The sequence below is a fragment of the Vreelandella sp. ssv genome (genome assembly GCF_059448525.1).
Map to the genome: position 1 here is coordinate 843,013 of NZ_CM182545.1, position 14,229 is coordinate 857,241.

Genomic DNA, 14,229 nt, shown 5'->3' on the forward strand with positions numbered 1-14,229 from the left:
ACGCCATTAGTTTTCATAAAATAATTACTAAATTAACAAACATGCATAAATAGAGTGCATAGAGACATGCATGTTTGAGGAGTCTCGCTCTTAAAAAAGCCATCGGGCCTTCATCAATGATGAAGGCCCGATGGCTTTGACAGCTTACTCTTGGCGATATAGCACCATGCCGCCGTGATAGAGCACATCATCGATGAATTCCCCATCGGCGGTGAAGCCTGTGTCATCCCAGTATTCGATGTAATTATCCGTTACTCGATAGCGTCCTTGGTAAGCGCTTTGGCGTTCGCCCCGAGCTTCATCGTAACGATTATTGGGTAAAAGCTCATGTCGAATTAAGCCATCTTCGGTAACCCACATACCAACATAGGGGTGGTCTGCCATGGCATTTTTTCCTGTCTCAGGGATGGTTTCCGCCGTCGTTAGTGCTGGCATAATAGTGACAATGCCAGCGACGACGACGGCGCGTTTCCAGTAAATGGGAAGCTTAACGTCTTGCATGTGAGATCACTCGTTCTAACCGCCACACACGACAAGTCGCTCCAGTGTGGCTTATGCAGTGTTATAGGCTAGCGGTGGGCCGCACGACGATGTCGCTGGTATCGACGTCGTCCGGTTGGTTAATCACATGGGCGTGCGCCGATCATGAGGCGGTGGCCTTGACCCGCTAGCCAACGAGCTGTGGTTGCCCCGATACCGCTGCTCGCACCGTTCAATAAGACAACTTTTGAAGGTAGAGCCGCTGATGGATGGCCCATTATTGAAGGGTTAGTTGCAGTCGTCATTTCATACTCCTCTTGTTTATCACTACCTGGAGAAGAGTAACGAGCGGCAGCAAAAGCCAATAGAGATGATCCTATTGCATGCTTGCCTAATCCTGCCGTATGTAGAAAAAGGCAGGTTGCGCTCGCGGCGCAAGGGGATTTTCGTTCATGGTCACCTTTTGGTGTCGGAAGTTAGTAGCATGAAGGCAGACTGATAAGGCTGTGCCACACTACCCCGTTAGTAACGTAAGTTTTAAACCGAACCGTAGGGACTTAAATGACAAGCATATGGAAGGCCTATTGTCAGGCGTCGTTGATTTTACGCGTCACCATCGCACTGGTGCTGGGCGTTGTGGTTGGGCTGGCGGGTGGAGAGCCGGTAGCGGTTTGGTTAGCGCCGTTAGGCGATTTGCTGCTTCGGCTGCTCACTTTTCTGATTGTCCCGATTGTACTGTTTACGCTGATGGTCGGGATGAATCAGTCCAGGGAGGGAAGCGCTGGCCGCGTCGGTGCTAAGGTGTTTGGTTATTACCTTACCTCTTCGGCGCTGGCGATCATGGTGGGCTTAGCGGTTGCCACACTGTTTAGTCCCGGTAGTGGTATGACGTTGGATGAGAGCGCCAGTTTCTCGGTGCCCGACAATCCAGGCGTTGTTGATGCGCTACTGAATATAGTGCCGGATAATATTATTGGCGCGTTTGCCGAGCTCAATATGCTGGGCATTATTTTCACAGCACTCGTGTTTGGTATTGCCTTGCTGAAAATGCGTCAGTCGGAGCGTCAGCATGCCATGGGTGAACGCCTTTATGGGGTGATTGAGTCGCTAAATGAGGTCACTCTAAAAGTGATGTCGGGGGTATTGCACTACGTGCCCATCGGCGTGTTTGCGATTGTTGCCGAAACGGTGAGTCAGCAGGGGTTGGAAACGCTGCTCTCATTGGGCGATATGGTGGTGGTGCTGTATATCGCTCTGGCAACCCAACTGCTGATTTATTGCGGCATCATGCGGCTGTTTGGCGTGAAGCTGCGCACCTTTTTCCGCGAAGCCCGTACGCCGATGGCGACGGCGTTTGCCACCCAAAGTAGCTCGGGTACGTTACCGCTCACGGTTAATGCTGCCCACCGCTTAGGGATTCCCAAAAGCATCTATGGCTTCAGTCTGCCATTAGGCGCTACGTTAAATATGGATGGCGCGGCGATTCGTATCGCCATCTCTGCTGTATTTGCCGCCAACGTGATTGGTGCACCGCTGGATTTCATTAGCATGGTGCAAATAGTGTTGATCGGCACGTTAGTGTCAGTGGGCACGGCAGGCGTGCCGGGGGCCGGCATCATAATGATTGCCACCGTATTTACCCAAGTGGGCCTGCCGATTGAAACTGTCGCGCTGCTCACTGCTATCGATGCACTGGTAGGAATGGGCTGTACGGCGCTGAACGTGACAGGCGACTTGGTCGGTACCTCCGTGATAGCCCGTAGTGAAGGAGAGAAGTTGCAAGAAGAGTTTGTCGAAGAAGCACCAGCGGCGGTAAAGGGGTAAAAGCAGTAACCCAATGACGACGATAAGGAAAGCGCATGTTGGATGATCGAGAACTCACCTACTTAACGCGTGCCGTGGAGTTAGCGGAAGAAGCCCTTGAGGCGGGAGATGAACCCTTTGGCAGCGTATTGGTAAGTGCCGAAGGAGATATCTTGGCAGAAGACCGGAATCGAATAGCCGGTGGTGACTCTACGCAGCATCCCGAATTCTTTCTGGCGCGCTGGGCAGCGCAGCATATGACGCCAGAGGCGCGAGCGCAGGCGACTGTCTATACTTCAGGCGAACATTGCCCGATGTGTGCTGCTGCCCATGGTTGGGTAGGCCTAGGTCGTATTGTCTATGTCAGCTCGTCTGAGCAGTTAAGTCGCTGGCTCGCTGAATTAGGCGCGCCACCGTCACCTGTCGCAACGTTGCCTATTCAACAAATTGTGCCAGGGCTGAAGGTAGAAGGGCCGATAGCAGAATTGGATGAAAAGGTTCACACGCTGCACCAGCGTCGTCATGCCGGGCGGGGATAAGACATAAAAACGCCGTCTAGGTAGTAGCCTAGACGGCGTTTCATCCAACGTATTGAGCAGCTTTTAGTTCATCACTCTTTAGTGCTTCAAAATCACGTAAAACGCGTGGATGATGCCTGGAATGAAGCCAAATAGCGTTAGAATAATATTCAGCCAGAAATGCCCTTTAAAACCGACCTCAAAAAATACGCCGAGTGGTGGAAGAATAACGGCAAAAATCATCTTAATCGGATCAGTCGCTGTAAACGCCATGAAGCCTCCTTTGCTTTCAGGGATGTAACTTGTACAAGTGTAGGCACTATCAGGATTTTTATCCAGGCCTTGGTTAATCAATCTCAGACTAGCCTAATAGAAAATCGTTCAATTCCCCTATTAATTTCCGCTATCAGCTATTTGGGAGGGACCCCGTGTTCAAAGTACCCTTAAAAGTGACCACTGCGTCTATTGGTTTATTAGGCTGCCTTGCTTCAAGTCAAAGCTGGGCCCAGGCGAGTGGCGCTAGTAATGATGAGCTGGCGACGATTGAAGTAACGGCACCACGTTTAGCGCGAGAGCTGTATTCCACTCCTGCGGCGGTTTCAACGCTCGATCGGGAGGCGATTGCTCAAGGCCAGCAGCGCACGCGATTGGACGAGGCGCTGGTGCGCGTGCCGGGTGTTTTTCTTCAAAACCGCGATAACTTTGCCCAGGGCCAGCGTATCTCTATTCGCGGCTTCGGTGCCCGGGCGCCGTTTGGCGTGCGCGGTATTACCGTGATGGTCGATGGTATTCCTTACACGCTGCCCGATGGCCAGGCGCAGTTAGATGCCATTGATCTGGACAGTGCCGAGCGTATCGAAGTTATTCGCGGACCGTCTTCGGTGCTTTACGGCAATGCGGCGGGCGGGGTAATCGATGTCACCACGGCCGATGGTCGTGATGACCCAGGCTCGAGTGTACGCACCGAGGTGGGAAGCGACGGCTACCGTAAGGCAGTTGTACAAACCGGTGGCGCCCAAGGTGATTGGTCGCATCACGTGAGCTTCTCAGCGCTCAATGTGGATGGCTACCGGGAGCAGAGCTCCACGGAAAAGTACTTGCTTAACGCTAAGCTGCGTCGAGAGTTTGGCAGCGACCAGGCCTTAACAGCGATTATCAATCTGCTTGACAATCCGCGTTCCGAAGACCCCGGCGCACTGAATGCAATAGGAGTAGCGCGCGGTCGTGATCAGGCCGCACCGAACTCTTTGGCATTGGATGCCGGACAGAATGTTGATCAGCAGCTACTCGGCTTACAGTACGAAGATTTGTCTGCAGGGCCCGGCGAATTCTACTTGAAAGGCTTTATTTCCCAGCGGGATTTTGAGCAGCAGTTGCCCTATGTGGGCGATAGCCGTATCGGCTATCAGCGTGATTACCTGGGCGCGAGTGCTGAGTATCACCATGAAGTGAACTTGGGCAGCCTGCCACTGAGCTATATCACCGGAGTTGATGTGGCTCGCCAAGACGACGAGCGCTTTAGGAACGATGTTAATCCGCAGGGCGTTGTGGGCGAGCAACTGGCTGAAGAGACCCAAACGGCGACTTCGGCTGGGGTATTTGCCCAAGGTGATTTGGCGCTGACTGAACAGGTAACGCTCTCATTGGGGGCGCGCTTTGACCGGGTGGAGTTGGAAGTAGATGACCGCTTTCAGAGTGATGGCGATCAAAGTGGCGAGCAAACCTTTAATGAGTGGAGCGGCTCGGCGGGGCTGAGCTACCGTTATCGCCCGCAGCATCAGGCGTATATCAACACCGGTACCGCGTTCGAGACACCGACGTTCTCAGAATTTGCGAACCCGGCAGGCGGTGGTTTTAATCCCTCCGTATCGCCGCAAAAAGCCTGGAACCGCGAGGTCGGACTGCGTGGCTATGTGGAACCACTCGCCATGGATTATGACCTGGTGCTGTTTTCAGTACGCGTGCGCGATGAGCTAGTGCCGTTTGATGAGGGTGGCCGCACGTTCTACCAGAACGCGGGGGATACTGATCGTGACGGTATCGAGCTGGCACTGGGTTGGCAGTTAGCCGATCAGTGGCGCCTGGATAGCGCCTTAACGCTGGCGCGCTATGAGTTTGATCAGTTTTCGACACCGACTGAAAGCTTTGACGGAAATCGCATTCCTGGCTTGCCCGAACAAACCTGGGTCAACCAGCTAACCTGGCAGGGGATTGATGAGCGCTTTGCTACTGTAGAAACTCAGTATGTCGGCGATATGGTGGCGGACAACGCTAATGAAACCGAGGTCGATAGCTACTGGTTGGTGAACCTGCGTGTCGGCGATGGGTGGCCGTTGGGAAGCGATACGCGGCTCAATGCCTATGTAGGCGTGCGTAATCTTCTGGATGAAGAGCATTATGCCAACGTACGCTTGAACGGCACTTTCGGCCGTTTCTATGAACCTGCTCCCGGACGCAGTGTTTATGGCGGTTTAGAAGTGCGTTTCTAAACCCTGCAAGAATAAAAACGGGCGGCCCATCATTTGGGCCGCCCGTTTTCGTTGGTGAGTCTACTAGATCGATCTGTTACTCAGGCAGCGCGTAACCAATCACGTAATCGCCCATCTTGGTACCAAAGGTGCCGTGACCACCCGCCGTGACGACCACATACTGACGTCCATCTTCACCGGTGTAGGTCATCGGCGTGGCTTGTCCGCCAGCCGGTAGGCGCGCTTTATAAAGCTCTTCGCCAGTGGTGATGTCGTAACCGCGCAGGTACTGATCAAGCGTGCCGCTCAAGAACGACACGCCGCCAGCGGTCGTTAACGGACCACCGAGCGCTGGAACACCGACATTCAGACCAATTGGCAGCTCGAACGGCATGCTATCGCGTGTCGTGCCATTACGATGTTTCCATACCACTTCTGCGCTTTGTAGATCGATGCCGGCCACATCGCCCCAGGAAGGCGCTTGGCAGGGCAGCCCTAGCACGGAAAGCAGTGGGCCAAGCTCAACGGCATAAGGTGCGCCTTCATTCGCTTGCAAACCCTGTTCGCTGGCAGAGCCTTGGCCTTCTTCTACCTCTTCACGAGGAATTAACGTAGACACGAACGCCAGGTATTTAGCGCCAGTGAAGAGCACTTGGCGCTCAGGATCAACGGCCACTCCGCCCCAGTTCATCACGCCCACATTGCCGGGATACACAATGCTGCCTTCCAGTGAAGGCGGCGTGTATTGGCCCTCGTAGCGCAAGGAGTTGAACTGAATGCGGCACATCATCTGATCAAACGGCGATGCGCCCCACATGTCGCGCTCGGTGAGCGGCGGAGGCAGCAGGTTCAGTGCCGAGCGCGGCTGAGTTTCGGCGGTCCAGTCGCCTTGCACGGCACCCTGAGGTGCCTGTACCTCTTCAATGGGCACAATCGGCTCACCGGTTTCACGGTTCAATACATACAGACTGCCCTGCTTGGTCGGCTGAATCACCGCAGGCTGGGTGCCATCACTCGTGGCTAGGTCAATCAGTACCGGTTGCGCAGGTGAGTCCATATCCCATAGATCATGGTGTACGAATTGGTAAACCCACTCCACCTGACCATCTGCGAGGTTGAGTGCCACCAAGCCTGCGCTATAGGTTTCATCGTTCTCAGTGCGGTCGGCGCCATACTGGTCCGGTGTGGCGTTACCCATGGGCAGGTAAACCATGCCGAGCTCTTCATCAACGCTGATGGGTGCCCACACGTTAGGGGAGCCGCGGGTGTAAGTCTCACCTTCTGCTAATGGGGCGGTATCGTCAGGATTGCCGCTATCCCAGTTCCACACCAGCTCGCCGGTATGCACATCAAAGGCACGAATAACGCCGGAGGGCTCGTCAATGGAGCTGTTGTCGGTGACATGGCCACCCAGAATGATCAGGTTTTCTGTGACCGTCGGTGGGGACGTAGAGTAGTAACCGCCCGGTGAGAAATCACCAATATTGTTGGTGAGATCAATTTCGCCGTTATTGCCAAAGCTGGCACACCGCTCACCCGTATCCGCATTTAGCGCAATCAAACGTGCATCCGCCGTGGGCAGGTAGAGCCTGCGTGGGCACATGACGTCGGTGTCGCTGAGCATGGGCTGTGTGGTGCTCTCGTTATCTACACCAAACAGCAGTGAAAGGAAGGAGAGGTCCAGACTGAATATATCGTTGTTGTCGAAAATATCGAAAGAGAGCGCTGTATCGCTGCTGGCTGCAGCATCGCTGTTGGCCGCTACGTCGGTGGAAGTGCTACCAGTGTCTGAATAGCTAGCGGCATCGTAGTAAGCCAGGCCACGGCAAGTCATATGCGCCCAGCCTGAGAAATCATCTGCGCCCATGGTGCTGATCTCAGGATCAAACGCCCATAGCGTTTCACCCGTTTCAGGAGACAGCGCCATTGCCCGGCTATGCGACGTACAGATATACAGGCTATCGTTTACTTTCAGTGGTGTATTCTGATTGGTGATTTCAGGGGGAGCATTGGGGCCTGCCTCATCGCCGGTTTGGATGCGCCAAGCTTCTTTTAGCTCACCAATGTTATCGGGCGTGATTTGATCAAGTGAAGAGTAGTGGGTGCCCGCATTGGTGCCGCCGTAGGCAGGCCAGTCGTCGCCAGCCATTTGGGCAGGGTTGGCACTGCCGGTGGAGGATTGACTATTACTTGCCAGCGTTCCTTCGATAGCGCCGGGGTCATTAAACTGGCTGGCAATAGCGACAATAACAGCAGCGGTAATGCTGCCCACCAGCGCTAAGCTGCCGCCGCGAGAATGTAACGGCTTTCGCCACCAGGGCAGTAGCAGCAGAATACCGATCAAGCAGAGAATGGCGACCCTAGGCACGAGCTGCCACCAATCAAGGCCCACTTCCCATAGCGCCCACGCTAAGGTGGCAACAAGCGTCAGTGCGTAAAGCCATAGGGCTGCGCCTCGACGTAAAGCGAATAAAACGCCACAAACAATAATGCTAAGGCCAGCCAATAGATAGTAGGCGCTACCGCCCACGCTGAGCAGCTTGGTGCCACCTATGGCCAGCGCCAATCCCGCAACAAGTAATAACAGGCCAATAAATAGAGCTGGACCTTTACCGTGATCGTGCCTGCTTTCTTCCATGAGATGCTCCCTTGAGACAACGCGTCAATTACAATGTAGCTATATCGCCTGATTTGAGATTCAGGCGACGAACAGACAACGCGCTCTAACCCATCGGCAGCGCCGATGGGTTAAAACACCCTGCTATGATGGATGATTTTAATAATCAATTCGCTATTGGTCTAACGATTTGATGGTTTTTTCTTAGGCGGGCACTTTACCGCAATACGGTTACCATTGCGGTAAAGTAAATTAGCAAGGGTGAATATTATAGCTTAACCAGCATTTTTCCGGTGTTACCACCTTCAAAAAGTGCCAGAAATGCATCAGGCGTGCTTTCTAGCCCCTCTTTGACTGTCTCTTTATAGACAACCTTCCCAGCAGCCACTTGCGGGGCTACTTCGTTCAGAAAATAGGGGTAGCTTGACCAGTGGTCAGCCACAATGAACCCCTGCATTTTCGCTTTGCGCATCACCAGTTGCGCGAGATTGCTGGGGCCGGGCGTCGGCGCTTTGGCGTTATAACTGTCGATCATGCCGCACACGGCGATGCGAGCCCCTTCATTTAGCTGGCTAAGTGCAGCCTCAAGGCAAATACCGCCGACATTTTCGAAATAGACATCAATGCCATTGGGGCTTGCGAGTTTAATAGCGTCGCTTAACTCCTGGGCAGTACGGTCACGATAACTAACGGGTTCAACGCCCAGCGACTCAAGCCAAGCGAGCTTATGAGCCGCGCCAGCGATGCCCACCACATGACAGCCTTTTGCCTTGGCCAGTTGAACGGCTAGCGAGCCCACGGCGCCACTGGCCGCACTGACTAAAACGTTATCGCCCGGCTTACACTCAGCGATGATGTTAAGGCCCGTCCATGCGGTCATGCCGGGCATGCCTAAAACGCCCAGGTAGGCCTGTTCAGGTACATCAAGGTCAGGTAACGGCGTAACGCCCTGAGCAGGCAGTTGGGCGATGTCTCGCCAGCCGCCCATATGGCTTACCTTATCCCCTACTTTAAAACGGTCGTCGTTTGTCTCAATAATTTCGCCGATGGCACCGCCTTCCATGGGTTTGCCGAGTTCAAACGGTTCGACATAGGTGCGAACACCACTCATGCGTCCACGCATGTAGGGATCGACCGAGAGCCAGCGGTTACGAATACGTACTTCGCCTTCGGCGAGTTCGGGCAGCGGTTGGGTTTCCAGCTTAAAGAGGGCGCGATCGGGCAAGCCGTTGGGGTAATCGGTAAGCGTATAAAATTGTGACTGCATAAGTGCCTCCTGCGAATACTTGGCGTTTTGAGCTATCTGTTTCGGCTCTCTGTTTCAGCGACGCGCGTTGAAATCCTTGCACTATAGAGACCATTAGCCTGCTTTCAAGTTCGTCTTTGCTCTGAAAAGACCCCATAAAGAAACAGAGCGAACCATTGCTGGTTCGCTCTGTATTTACGTGCTGGCACTATTTTGACTGGTTTACTGTCGCATTAATTAGGCTAAGGGGTATCACACACCAACCAAGAATGTGTTATCCGTTAATCCAACAGCGTTACCATAACCGGTGCTGTACCGCGGCGGAGCATGCCAAGCTTCACGGCCGCGCGTTTGGATAAATCAATAATGCGCCCTGGAACGAAGGGGCCGCGGTCATTGATCAATACTTCTACTTCTTGCCCCGTGTCCGGGCGCGTCACCAACACCTTGGAGCCAAACGGCAAACTAGGGTGGGCTGCTGTCAGCGCCTGCTGGTCAAAGGGTTCTCCGCTAGCAGTGGTCGCTCCTTGGAAGCGGTCACTGTAAAAGGAGGCGACGCCTTCCTGTGTATCTGTTTCGTGTGCGAAAGCACTATTGGCAGCGCTACCCACTACTACCGCTGCCAAACAAATCGTTCGGATCAGTCGTTTTTGGGCTCCCATAGGAGTACCTCAGTTTTGCGTATTACGGATCCCGCATTCTTTGATGAGGTGCCGAGTCGGCCTTACGATACTACCGTGGTCGTTGCGGGTCAGCAAGCTTTGAGAAGATCGACGCAATTAGGTTCAGTTTCAAGATTTTTCTAAACCTAGTGCCAACGTCTTTGAGTTTCAGTTACTTAACGGCTCCAGCATGAAGTTCTTAGAGAATAAAATTTGTGCAATGCAGTATTTTTCATGAAACGCTCACTTGAATTCGCTAGGCATCTTATAATCATCTTTGCTTAACTAATTAATATTTATCATTGTGACTTAACAAGGAACTGCTCATGGCTAAATCTTCTTCGCTAGCGTTCGTATTGGTGGCTGTTGGCGGCGCTGCCGTCGGATTTCTCGTTGCTCAGGTGCTGCCATTCCCGGCGCAAACCTCCGATGAGGCCCCTATCGAAAACGCTGAAACGACGGATCAGTCATCAGTTGCTGAAGCCTTGGTTGGCCTGGAAAGACTCACCTTTGCGGAGCGCATGCGGGGAGAAATAACGTCGGCGAGCGAACTTAACGGCAATGATGGCAGCCGGTTTGTGCGCTATGCGATCTCCCTGGACGAGGATGAGATCGTTGAAATCTCCCTGAGTGGCGCCCTGCAAGGCGTCGTGGCTCTCTATGATGATCAGTTACAGTTACTTGATAATGCGCCGATTGTGCGGCATCGCATTGAAGAGAGCGGCGACTATGTGGTGGTGGTCAGTGGTGCCGATGCCCACAGCTACGGTCCGTTTGCTCTGGATAGCCGAAGTGTTGAGCTAACGGATGCCGACACTGTTTCGGTGGGCGAGCCAATCGATAGTTGGTTGCAAGGTGAGCCCCGTGAAGTGACGCTGACTATTGAAGAGGCAGGGCTTTATCAATTGGAGATGCGCTCTGACGATTTCGACTCTTACTTGGAAGTAGCAGGGCCGAATGGCTATGTCCGTGAAGATGATGACAGTGCTGGCGATTTAGACGCGCGGATTGCAGATTTTTTGGAGCCCGGTGAGTATACCTTGACCGCGCGCAGTGCCTACGGTGACGGCAGCGGTGTGTACACGCTTTCAGTCGCGCCTCACGAACTACCGGGTGATGGCGAGCTACGTAATGATGGCGCGCTCACCCCCAATCAACCCCTAAACGGTTGGTACAGTGGTCAAGATCTTAGCTATCAAGTTGAAGTAGAAGAAGCGGGTATGTACCACATTGAAATGCGTGCCGACGATATCGATGCCTATCTCGTGCTTCAGGGGCCGAACGGTTACTACCGCGAAGATGATGACAGTGCCGGCAATCTGGATGCACGTATTGCTGATTTCCTTGCCCCTGGTGTCTATGAGCTTACGGCACGAACCGCTTACGGCGATAGCAGCGGTATGTTCTCGCTCTCTATGGCGGCGCGGGATATGCCCGATGTGGAACTGCGCAATGAAGGCACACTGACACCTGGTGAGTCGCTTAACGGTTGGTATAGCAGCGAACCGCTGACCTATCAGTTAGAAGTAGAAGAGAGCTCGTTAGTCACGTTGGAAATGCGCTCTTCAGATTTTGATACTTTCATCGAAATCAGCGGACAAGGCGTTTCCGTCAGTGATGATGATAGCGCAGGTGGAACAGACTCACGTCTACAAGAGCAGCTGCTGCCCGGTACCTATACCGTTAGTGCGCGCGGTTTTAGCGCTAGCGCTAGCGGTATGTTCGAGCTAAGCCTTGAGATGGAACCCACGGACATCCCCCCAGAGCTTTAATCGCTCGGCAGGTTAGAGAGGCTGCTGATAGAGACCCCATCACGCCCTTGTCGCTTTAGCGGCAAGGGCGTTTATGTTTTTGTTATCAACAACTCACTATTACGCCGCGAATTAACGGGCCGCTTTGAGACAGCCCACCACCACCAGCACTGTAGCCACGGGCAGGCGCCAGTCGAGAACGCTCATTCCGGCTAAGACCAACAGCAGAGCGGCCAGAATCGGTACGCCATACGCCAAACTGCCCACAAGGCTGGCGTGCCCCCAGCGCAGTGCTTTATCCCACGCCACCATGGCTACGCCATATGGGCCTAGCCCCAACGCAACGCCCGCGAGTAAGGATTCACCGTTCGGTAAAGGGAGCTGGCCTTCAAGCATCAGGCTGGCTGCTCCGGCAATAGCGCTGGCGATGAGCAGTAATCTGGGCAGAAGGGGAGTCAATGCCACCGGTGCTGCCTGACTCAGCCATGAATAGAGTGCCCAACAACAGGCGGCTAGCAACGCTAATGCATAACCTATGCTTGCGCCACCCAAGCCGCCGCTGATGGCTTGGGGAATGAGCAGCAGCGCCGCGCCTGAAAACGCAATCAGCGCACCGATAACGCCAGCAATGCGCAATCGACCAAAGCGTCTCCACTGGCTAAGCAGCACAAACAGTACCGGCCAAGTATAGGTTATTAGCGCCGCCTCGGCGGCGGGGGCTAAGCGCATACCAATAAAGTAAGTGCTAACGGCGCCTAAAATGAGCAGTGGTATGCCCACCCAGACACTTAACCGCCAGCCCGCGCCGCAGGTTGCGACGTTAACGCGTCGACTCAACGGGAGCGTTGCCAGCGCCCCCGCTAGCAGTGTAACGGCGGTTAGCTGCAAAGGCGGTGTCGCTTTGGCAAATTCAGCCAGCAGCGGCGCCGAGCTCCAAAGCATCACGGCCACGAGAGCCGCTACAATACTGTACCAACGCGGAAAAAAGGCGGGGGAGTGAACGCGATGCATGGAAGGTCTCCTTGATTAAAGCATGTGTCGAGCAGCATACTCATTGCCAAAGCATCACAATATCGATCTTTTATGATCCATTTCATCACGCTTGGTGATATATGCGAGCGCCTACCTTAGACCTAACCCTGCTGCGTACCTTGGTGGCTATTTCGGATACCGGGAGTGTGACCGCGGCTGCAAAACGCCTGGCTTATACGCAATCCACTGTGAGCATGCAGCTCCAGCGGCTTGAGGCCCAGTTGTCGTTGGCGCTGCACGAGCGCGAGGGGCGGCGAATACGCTTTACGTCTGAGGGGGAGCGATTACTCAGCCATGCTCGGCGGCTACTGGCCCTAAACGATGAAGCGTGGAGCGATATGCAGACACGCCAAATCACGGGAGACCTTACGTTAGGCATACCGGAAGATTACGCTTCGCTGCTGCCTTCGGTATTTGCCTACTTTCACCAACTTTACCCTGCTGTGGGGCTCAAGGTGGTCTGTGGTACCAGCTCACATCTCGTTGAGCAGGTGAAGGCCAAAGAGCTTGATCTTGCTTTAGTCACCCGGCAGCGTAATTCATCGCCGGGTGGCGATGTAATCCGCCGTGAACCATTGATATGGGCGGTGGGAATTAACCGGCAGCCGCTGCTTAGCGATCCGCTGCCGTTGGCGCTTTACTCACCGGGAGCGGATGTATTCCGCGAAGTGGCCGAGCAGGCGCTGCAAGCCGCCGGACGTAGTTGGCGTGTGGCCTATACTAGCCAATCCATGGCAGGGCTGGCGCCGATTGTCACCGCTGGGCTCGCCATCGTGGTGGTTACACGCAGCATGTTAACCCCCGCACTGAGGCCGCTGGATGAGAGTAGCGGCCTGCCTGCACTGCCGATGATTGAGTTGGCGTTGCACCGTGCCCCGCACCGCCCATCAGAGCCAGCGCGGCGATTAGGTGAGTTAATACGTGAGCAGCTAGCAGCACCTGAACAAGCGATATAAAAATGATTTATATAACGATCACAGTCCGTTACGTATAAGTAACGCTTAACGTTGATGGCAGGTAGTGCTTTAATCAGCAAAGGGAAGCGTGACTGACTAGAATGAAAAGCAAATGAATTTGCTGTTAGGAGCACTGCATGCACGAATTGGATCGCTATATCTACCCGCACAGGGTTCTGCACTGGTTGGTAGCTGGCGCGGTATTACTCTCGTTGGCCAGTGGTTTAACGCTAGGCTTTTTGGGCTTTGAACGCACCGTAGCCTGGGTAGGCAATACGTTAACTAATTTGCTGTATACCAGCCATAAGACCCTGGGTGTGTTGATATTATTGTTAATGACATTGCGAATTGTGACTCGGCTGGCCTTTGTGGTGCCAGACCATGTTCCGCCTTTAAATGCGTTCGAACGGATTGCCAGTACCAGTGTTCATCATTTGCTCTATTTGGCGCTGGTGATTATGCCGTTACTCGGCTGGACTGCTACGGCAACGGGCGGTTTTCCGGTTGAGTTTTTCCATTGGCACTTGCCTGGATTAATCGGTAAAAATGAGCCGCTGTCTGAACAGCTCTTCATGTGGCATGGACGTCTGGGCTGGATCATTTTAGGTTTGGTGGTACTGCATGTTGCCGGGGCCATGTTCCACTGGAAGATCAAACGCGACAACGTTATGCAACGTATGAGCTTGTTTGATTAAT

Annotated in this window: 12 protein-coding genes; 6 read left to right on the forward strand and 6 right to left on the reverse strand. The window is 53.8% G+C overall.

Going from position 1 to position 14,229, the window contains the following annotated elements; genetic code table 11:
* Positions 1 to 144 precede the first annotated feature (144 nt).
* The gene (locus AC5TBW_RS03965; RefSeq protein ID WP_495510823.1) at positions 145 to 501 is read right to left on the reverse strand and encodes an Atu4866 domain-containing protein; all 357 of its coding nucleotides are present in this window, start codon (positions 499 to 501) and stop codon (positions 145 to 147) included.
* Positions 502 to 1,041: 540 nt separating this feature from the next.
* Between AC5TBW_RS03965 and AC5TBW_RS03970 the strand changes: the two genes are divergently transcribed.
* A complete protein-coding gene (locus AC5TBW_RS03970; RefSeq protein WP_495510824.1) occupies positions 1,042 to 2,304 on the forward strand; it encodes a dicarboxylate/amino acid:cation symporter in 1,263 nt (420 codons plus the stop codon).
* Positions 2,305 to 2,339: 35 nt separating this feature from the next.
* A complete protein-coding gene (locus tag AC5TBW_RS03975) occupies positions 2,340 to 2,822 on the forward strand; it encodes a nucleoside deaminase (RefSeq protein ID WP_495510825.1) in 483 nt (160 codons plus the stop codon).
* A gap of 78 nt (positions 2,823 to 2,900) precedes the next feature.
* Here AC5TBW_RS03975 and AC5TBW_RS03980 read toward each other — a convergent pair whose 3' ends face one another.
* The gene (locus AC5TBW_RS03980) at positions 2,901 to 3,074 is read right to left on the reverse strand and encodes a YqaE/Pmp3 family membrane protein (protein WP_035538925.1); all 174 of its coding nucleotides are present in this window, start codon (positions 3,072 to 3,074) and stop codon (positions 2,901 to 2,903) included.
* A 155-nt stretch (positions 3,075 to 3,229) separates the two neighbouring features.
* Between AC5TBW_RS03980 and AC5TBW_RS03985 the strand changes: the two genes are divergently transcribed.
* Positions 3,230 to 5,290 (forward strand): TonB-dependent receptor family protein, encoded by a 2,061-nt coding sequence (locus AC5TBW_RS03985; protein ID WP_495510826.1) that lies wholly within the window; start codon positions 3,230 to 3,232, stop codon positions 5,288 to 5,290.
* Positions 5,291 to 5,366: 76 nt separating this feature from the next.
* Here the strand turns inward: AC5TBW_RS03985 and AC5TBW_RS03990 are convergent, their stop codons facing one another.
* The 3 genes from AC5TBW_RS03990 to AC5TBW_RS04000 all read right to left on the reverse strand — a co-directional run bounded on the left by AC5TBW_RS03990 (position 5,367) and on the right by AC5TBW_RS04000 (position 9,794).
* A complete protein-coding gene (locus AC5TBW_RS03990) occupies positions 5,367 to 7,907 on the reverse strand; it encodes a glucose/quinate/shikimate family membrane-bound PQQ-dependent dehydrogenase (RefSeq protein ID WP_495510827.1) in 2,541 nt (846 codons plus the stop codon).
* Between the two features lie 247 nt (positions 7,908 to 8,154).
* A complete protein-coding gene (locus tag AC5TBW_RS03995) occupies positions 8,155 to 9,153 on the reverse strand; it encodes an NADP-dependent oxidoreductase (RefSeq protein ID WP_495510828.1) in 999 nt (332 codons plus the stop codon).
* Positions 9,154 to 9,413: 260 nt separating this feature from the next.
* Positions 9,414 to 9,794: a septal ring lytic transglycosylase RlpA family protein gene (locus tag AC5TBW_RS04000; protein ID WP_495510829.1), complete on the reverse strand. Its 381-nt coding sequence runs from the start codon at positions 9,792 to 9,794 to the stop codon at positions 9,414 to 9,416.
* A gap of 326 nt (positions 9,795 to 10,120) precedes the next feature.
* On the opposite strand from AC5TBW_RS04000, the gene AC5TBW_RS04005 reads away from it, so the two are divergent.
* Positions 10,121 to 11,566, forward strand: coding sequence for a hypothetical protein (locus AC5TBW_RS04005; RefSeq protein ID WP_495510830.1), 1,446 nt, complete (start codon positions 10,121 to 10,123; stop codon positions 11,564 to 11,566).
* Between the two features lie 111 nt (positions 11,567 to 11,677).
* On the opposite strand, the gene AC5TBW_RS04010 is transcribed toward AC5TBW_RS04005, so the two are convergent.
* On the reverse strand, positions 11,678 to 12,556 hold the full coding sequence (locus AC5TBW_RS04010; protein ID WP_495510831.1) for a DMT family transporter: 879 nt from the start codon (positions 12,554 to 12,556) through the stop codon (positions 11,678 to 11,680).
* 101 nt (positions 12,557 to 12,657) lie between these two features.
* On the opposite strand from AC5TBW_RS04010, the gene AC5TBW_RS04015 reads away from it, so the two are divergent.
* Both AC5TBW_RS04015 and AC5TBW_RS04020 read left to right on the forward strand, forming a co-directional pair.
* Positions 12,658 to 13,533: a LysR substrate-binding domain-containing protein gene (locus AC5TBW_RS04015; protein WP_495510832.1), complete on the forward strand. Its 876-nt coding sequence runs from the start codon at positions 12,658 to 12,660 to the stop codon at positions 13,531 to 13,533.
* 137 nt (positions 13,534 to 13,670) lie between these two features.
* Positions 13,671 to 14,228, forward strand: coding sequence for a cytochrome b (locus tag AC5TBW_RS04020; protein ID WP_495510833.1), 558 nt, complete (start codon positions 13,671 to 13,673; stop codon positions 14,226 to 14,228).
* Position 14,229: the final 1 nt, after the last annotated feature.

Coding starts and splice junctions, on each gene's coding strand:
- AC5TBW_RS03965 (WP_495510823.1), bottom strand. CDS start 501: ATGCAAGACGTTAAGCTTCCCATTTACTGGAAACGCGCCGTCGTCGTC.
- AC5TBW_RS03970 (WP_495510824.1), top strand. CDS start 1,042: ATGACAAGCATATGGAAGGCCTATTGTCAGGCGTCGTTGATTTTACGC.
- AC5TBW_RS03975 (WP_495510825.1), top strand. CDS start 2,340: ATGTTGGATGATCGAGAACTCACCTACTTAACGCGTGCCGTGGAGTTA.
- AC5TBW_RS03980 (WP_035538925.1), bottom strand. CDS start 3,074: ATGGCGTTTACAGCGACTGATCCGATTAAGATGATTTTTGCCGTTATT.
- AC5TBW_RS03990 (WP_495510827.1), bottom strand. CDS start 7,907: ATGGAAGAAAGCAGGCACGATCACGGTAAAGGTCCAGCTCTATTTATT.
- AC5TBW_RS03995 (WP_495510828.1), bottom strand. CDS start 9,153: ATGCAGTCACAATTTTATACGCTTACCGATTACCCCAACGGCTTGCCC.
- AC5TBW_RS04000 (WP_495510829.1), bottom strand. CDS start 9,794: ATGGGAGCCCAAAAACGACTGATCCGAACGATTTGTTTGGCAGCGGTA.
- AC5TBW_RS04005 (WP_495510830.1), top strand. CDS start 10,121: ATGGCTAAATCTTCTTCGCTAGCGTTCGTATTGGTGGCTGTTGGCGGC.
- AC5TBW_RS04010 (WP_495510831.1), bottom strand. CDS start 12,556: ATGCATCGCGTTCACTCCCCCGCCTTTTTTCCGCGTTGGTACAGTATT.
- AC5TBW_RS04015 (WP_495510832.1), top strand. CDS start 12,658: ATGCGAGCGCCTACCTTAGACCTAACCCTGCTGCGTACCTTGGTGGCT.
- AC5TBW_RS04020 (WP_495510833.1), top strand. CDS start 13,671: ATGCACGAATTGGATCGCTATATCTACCCGCACAGGGTTCTGCACTGG.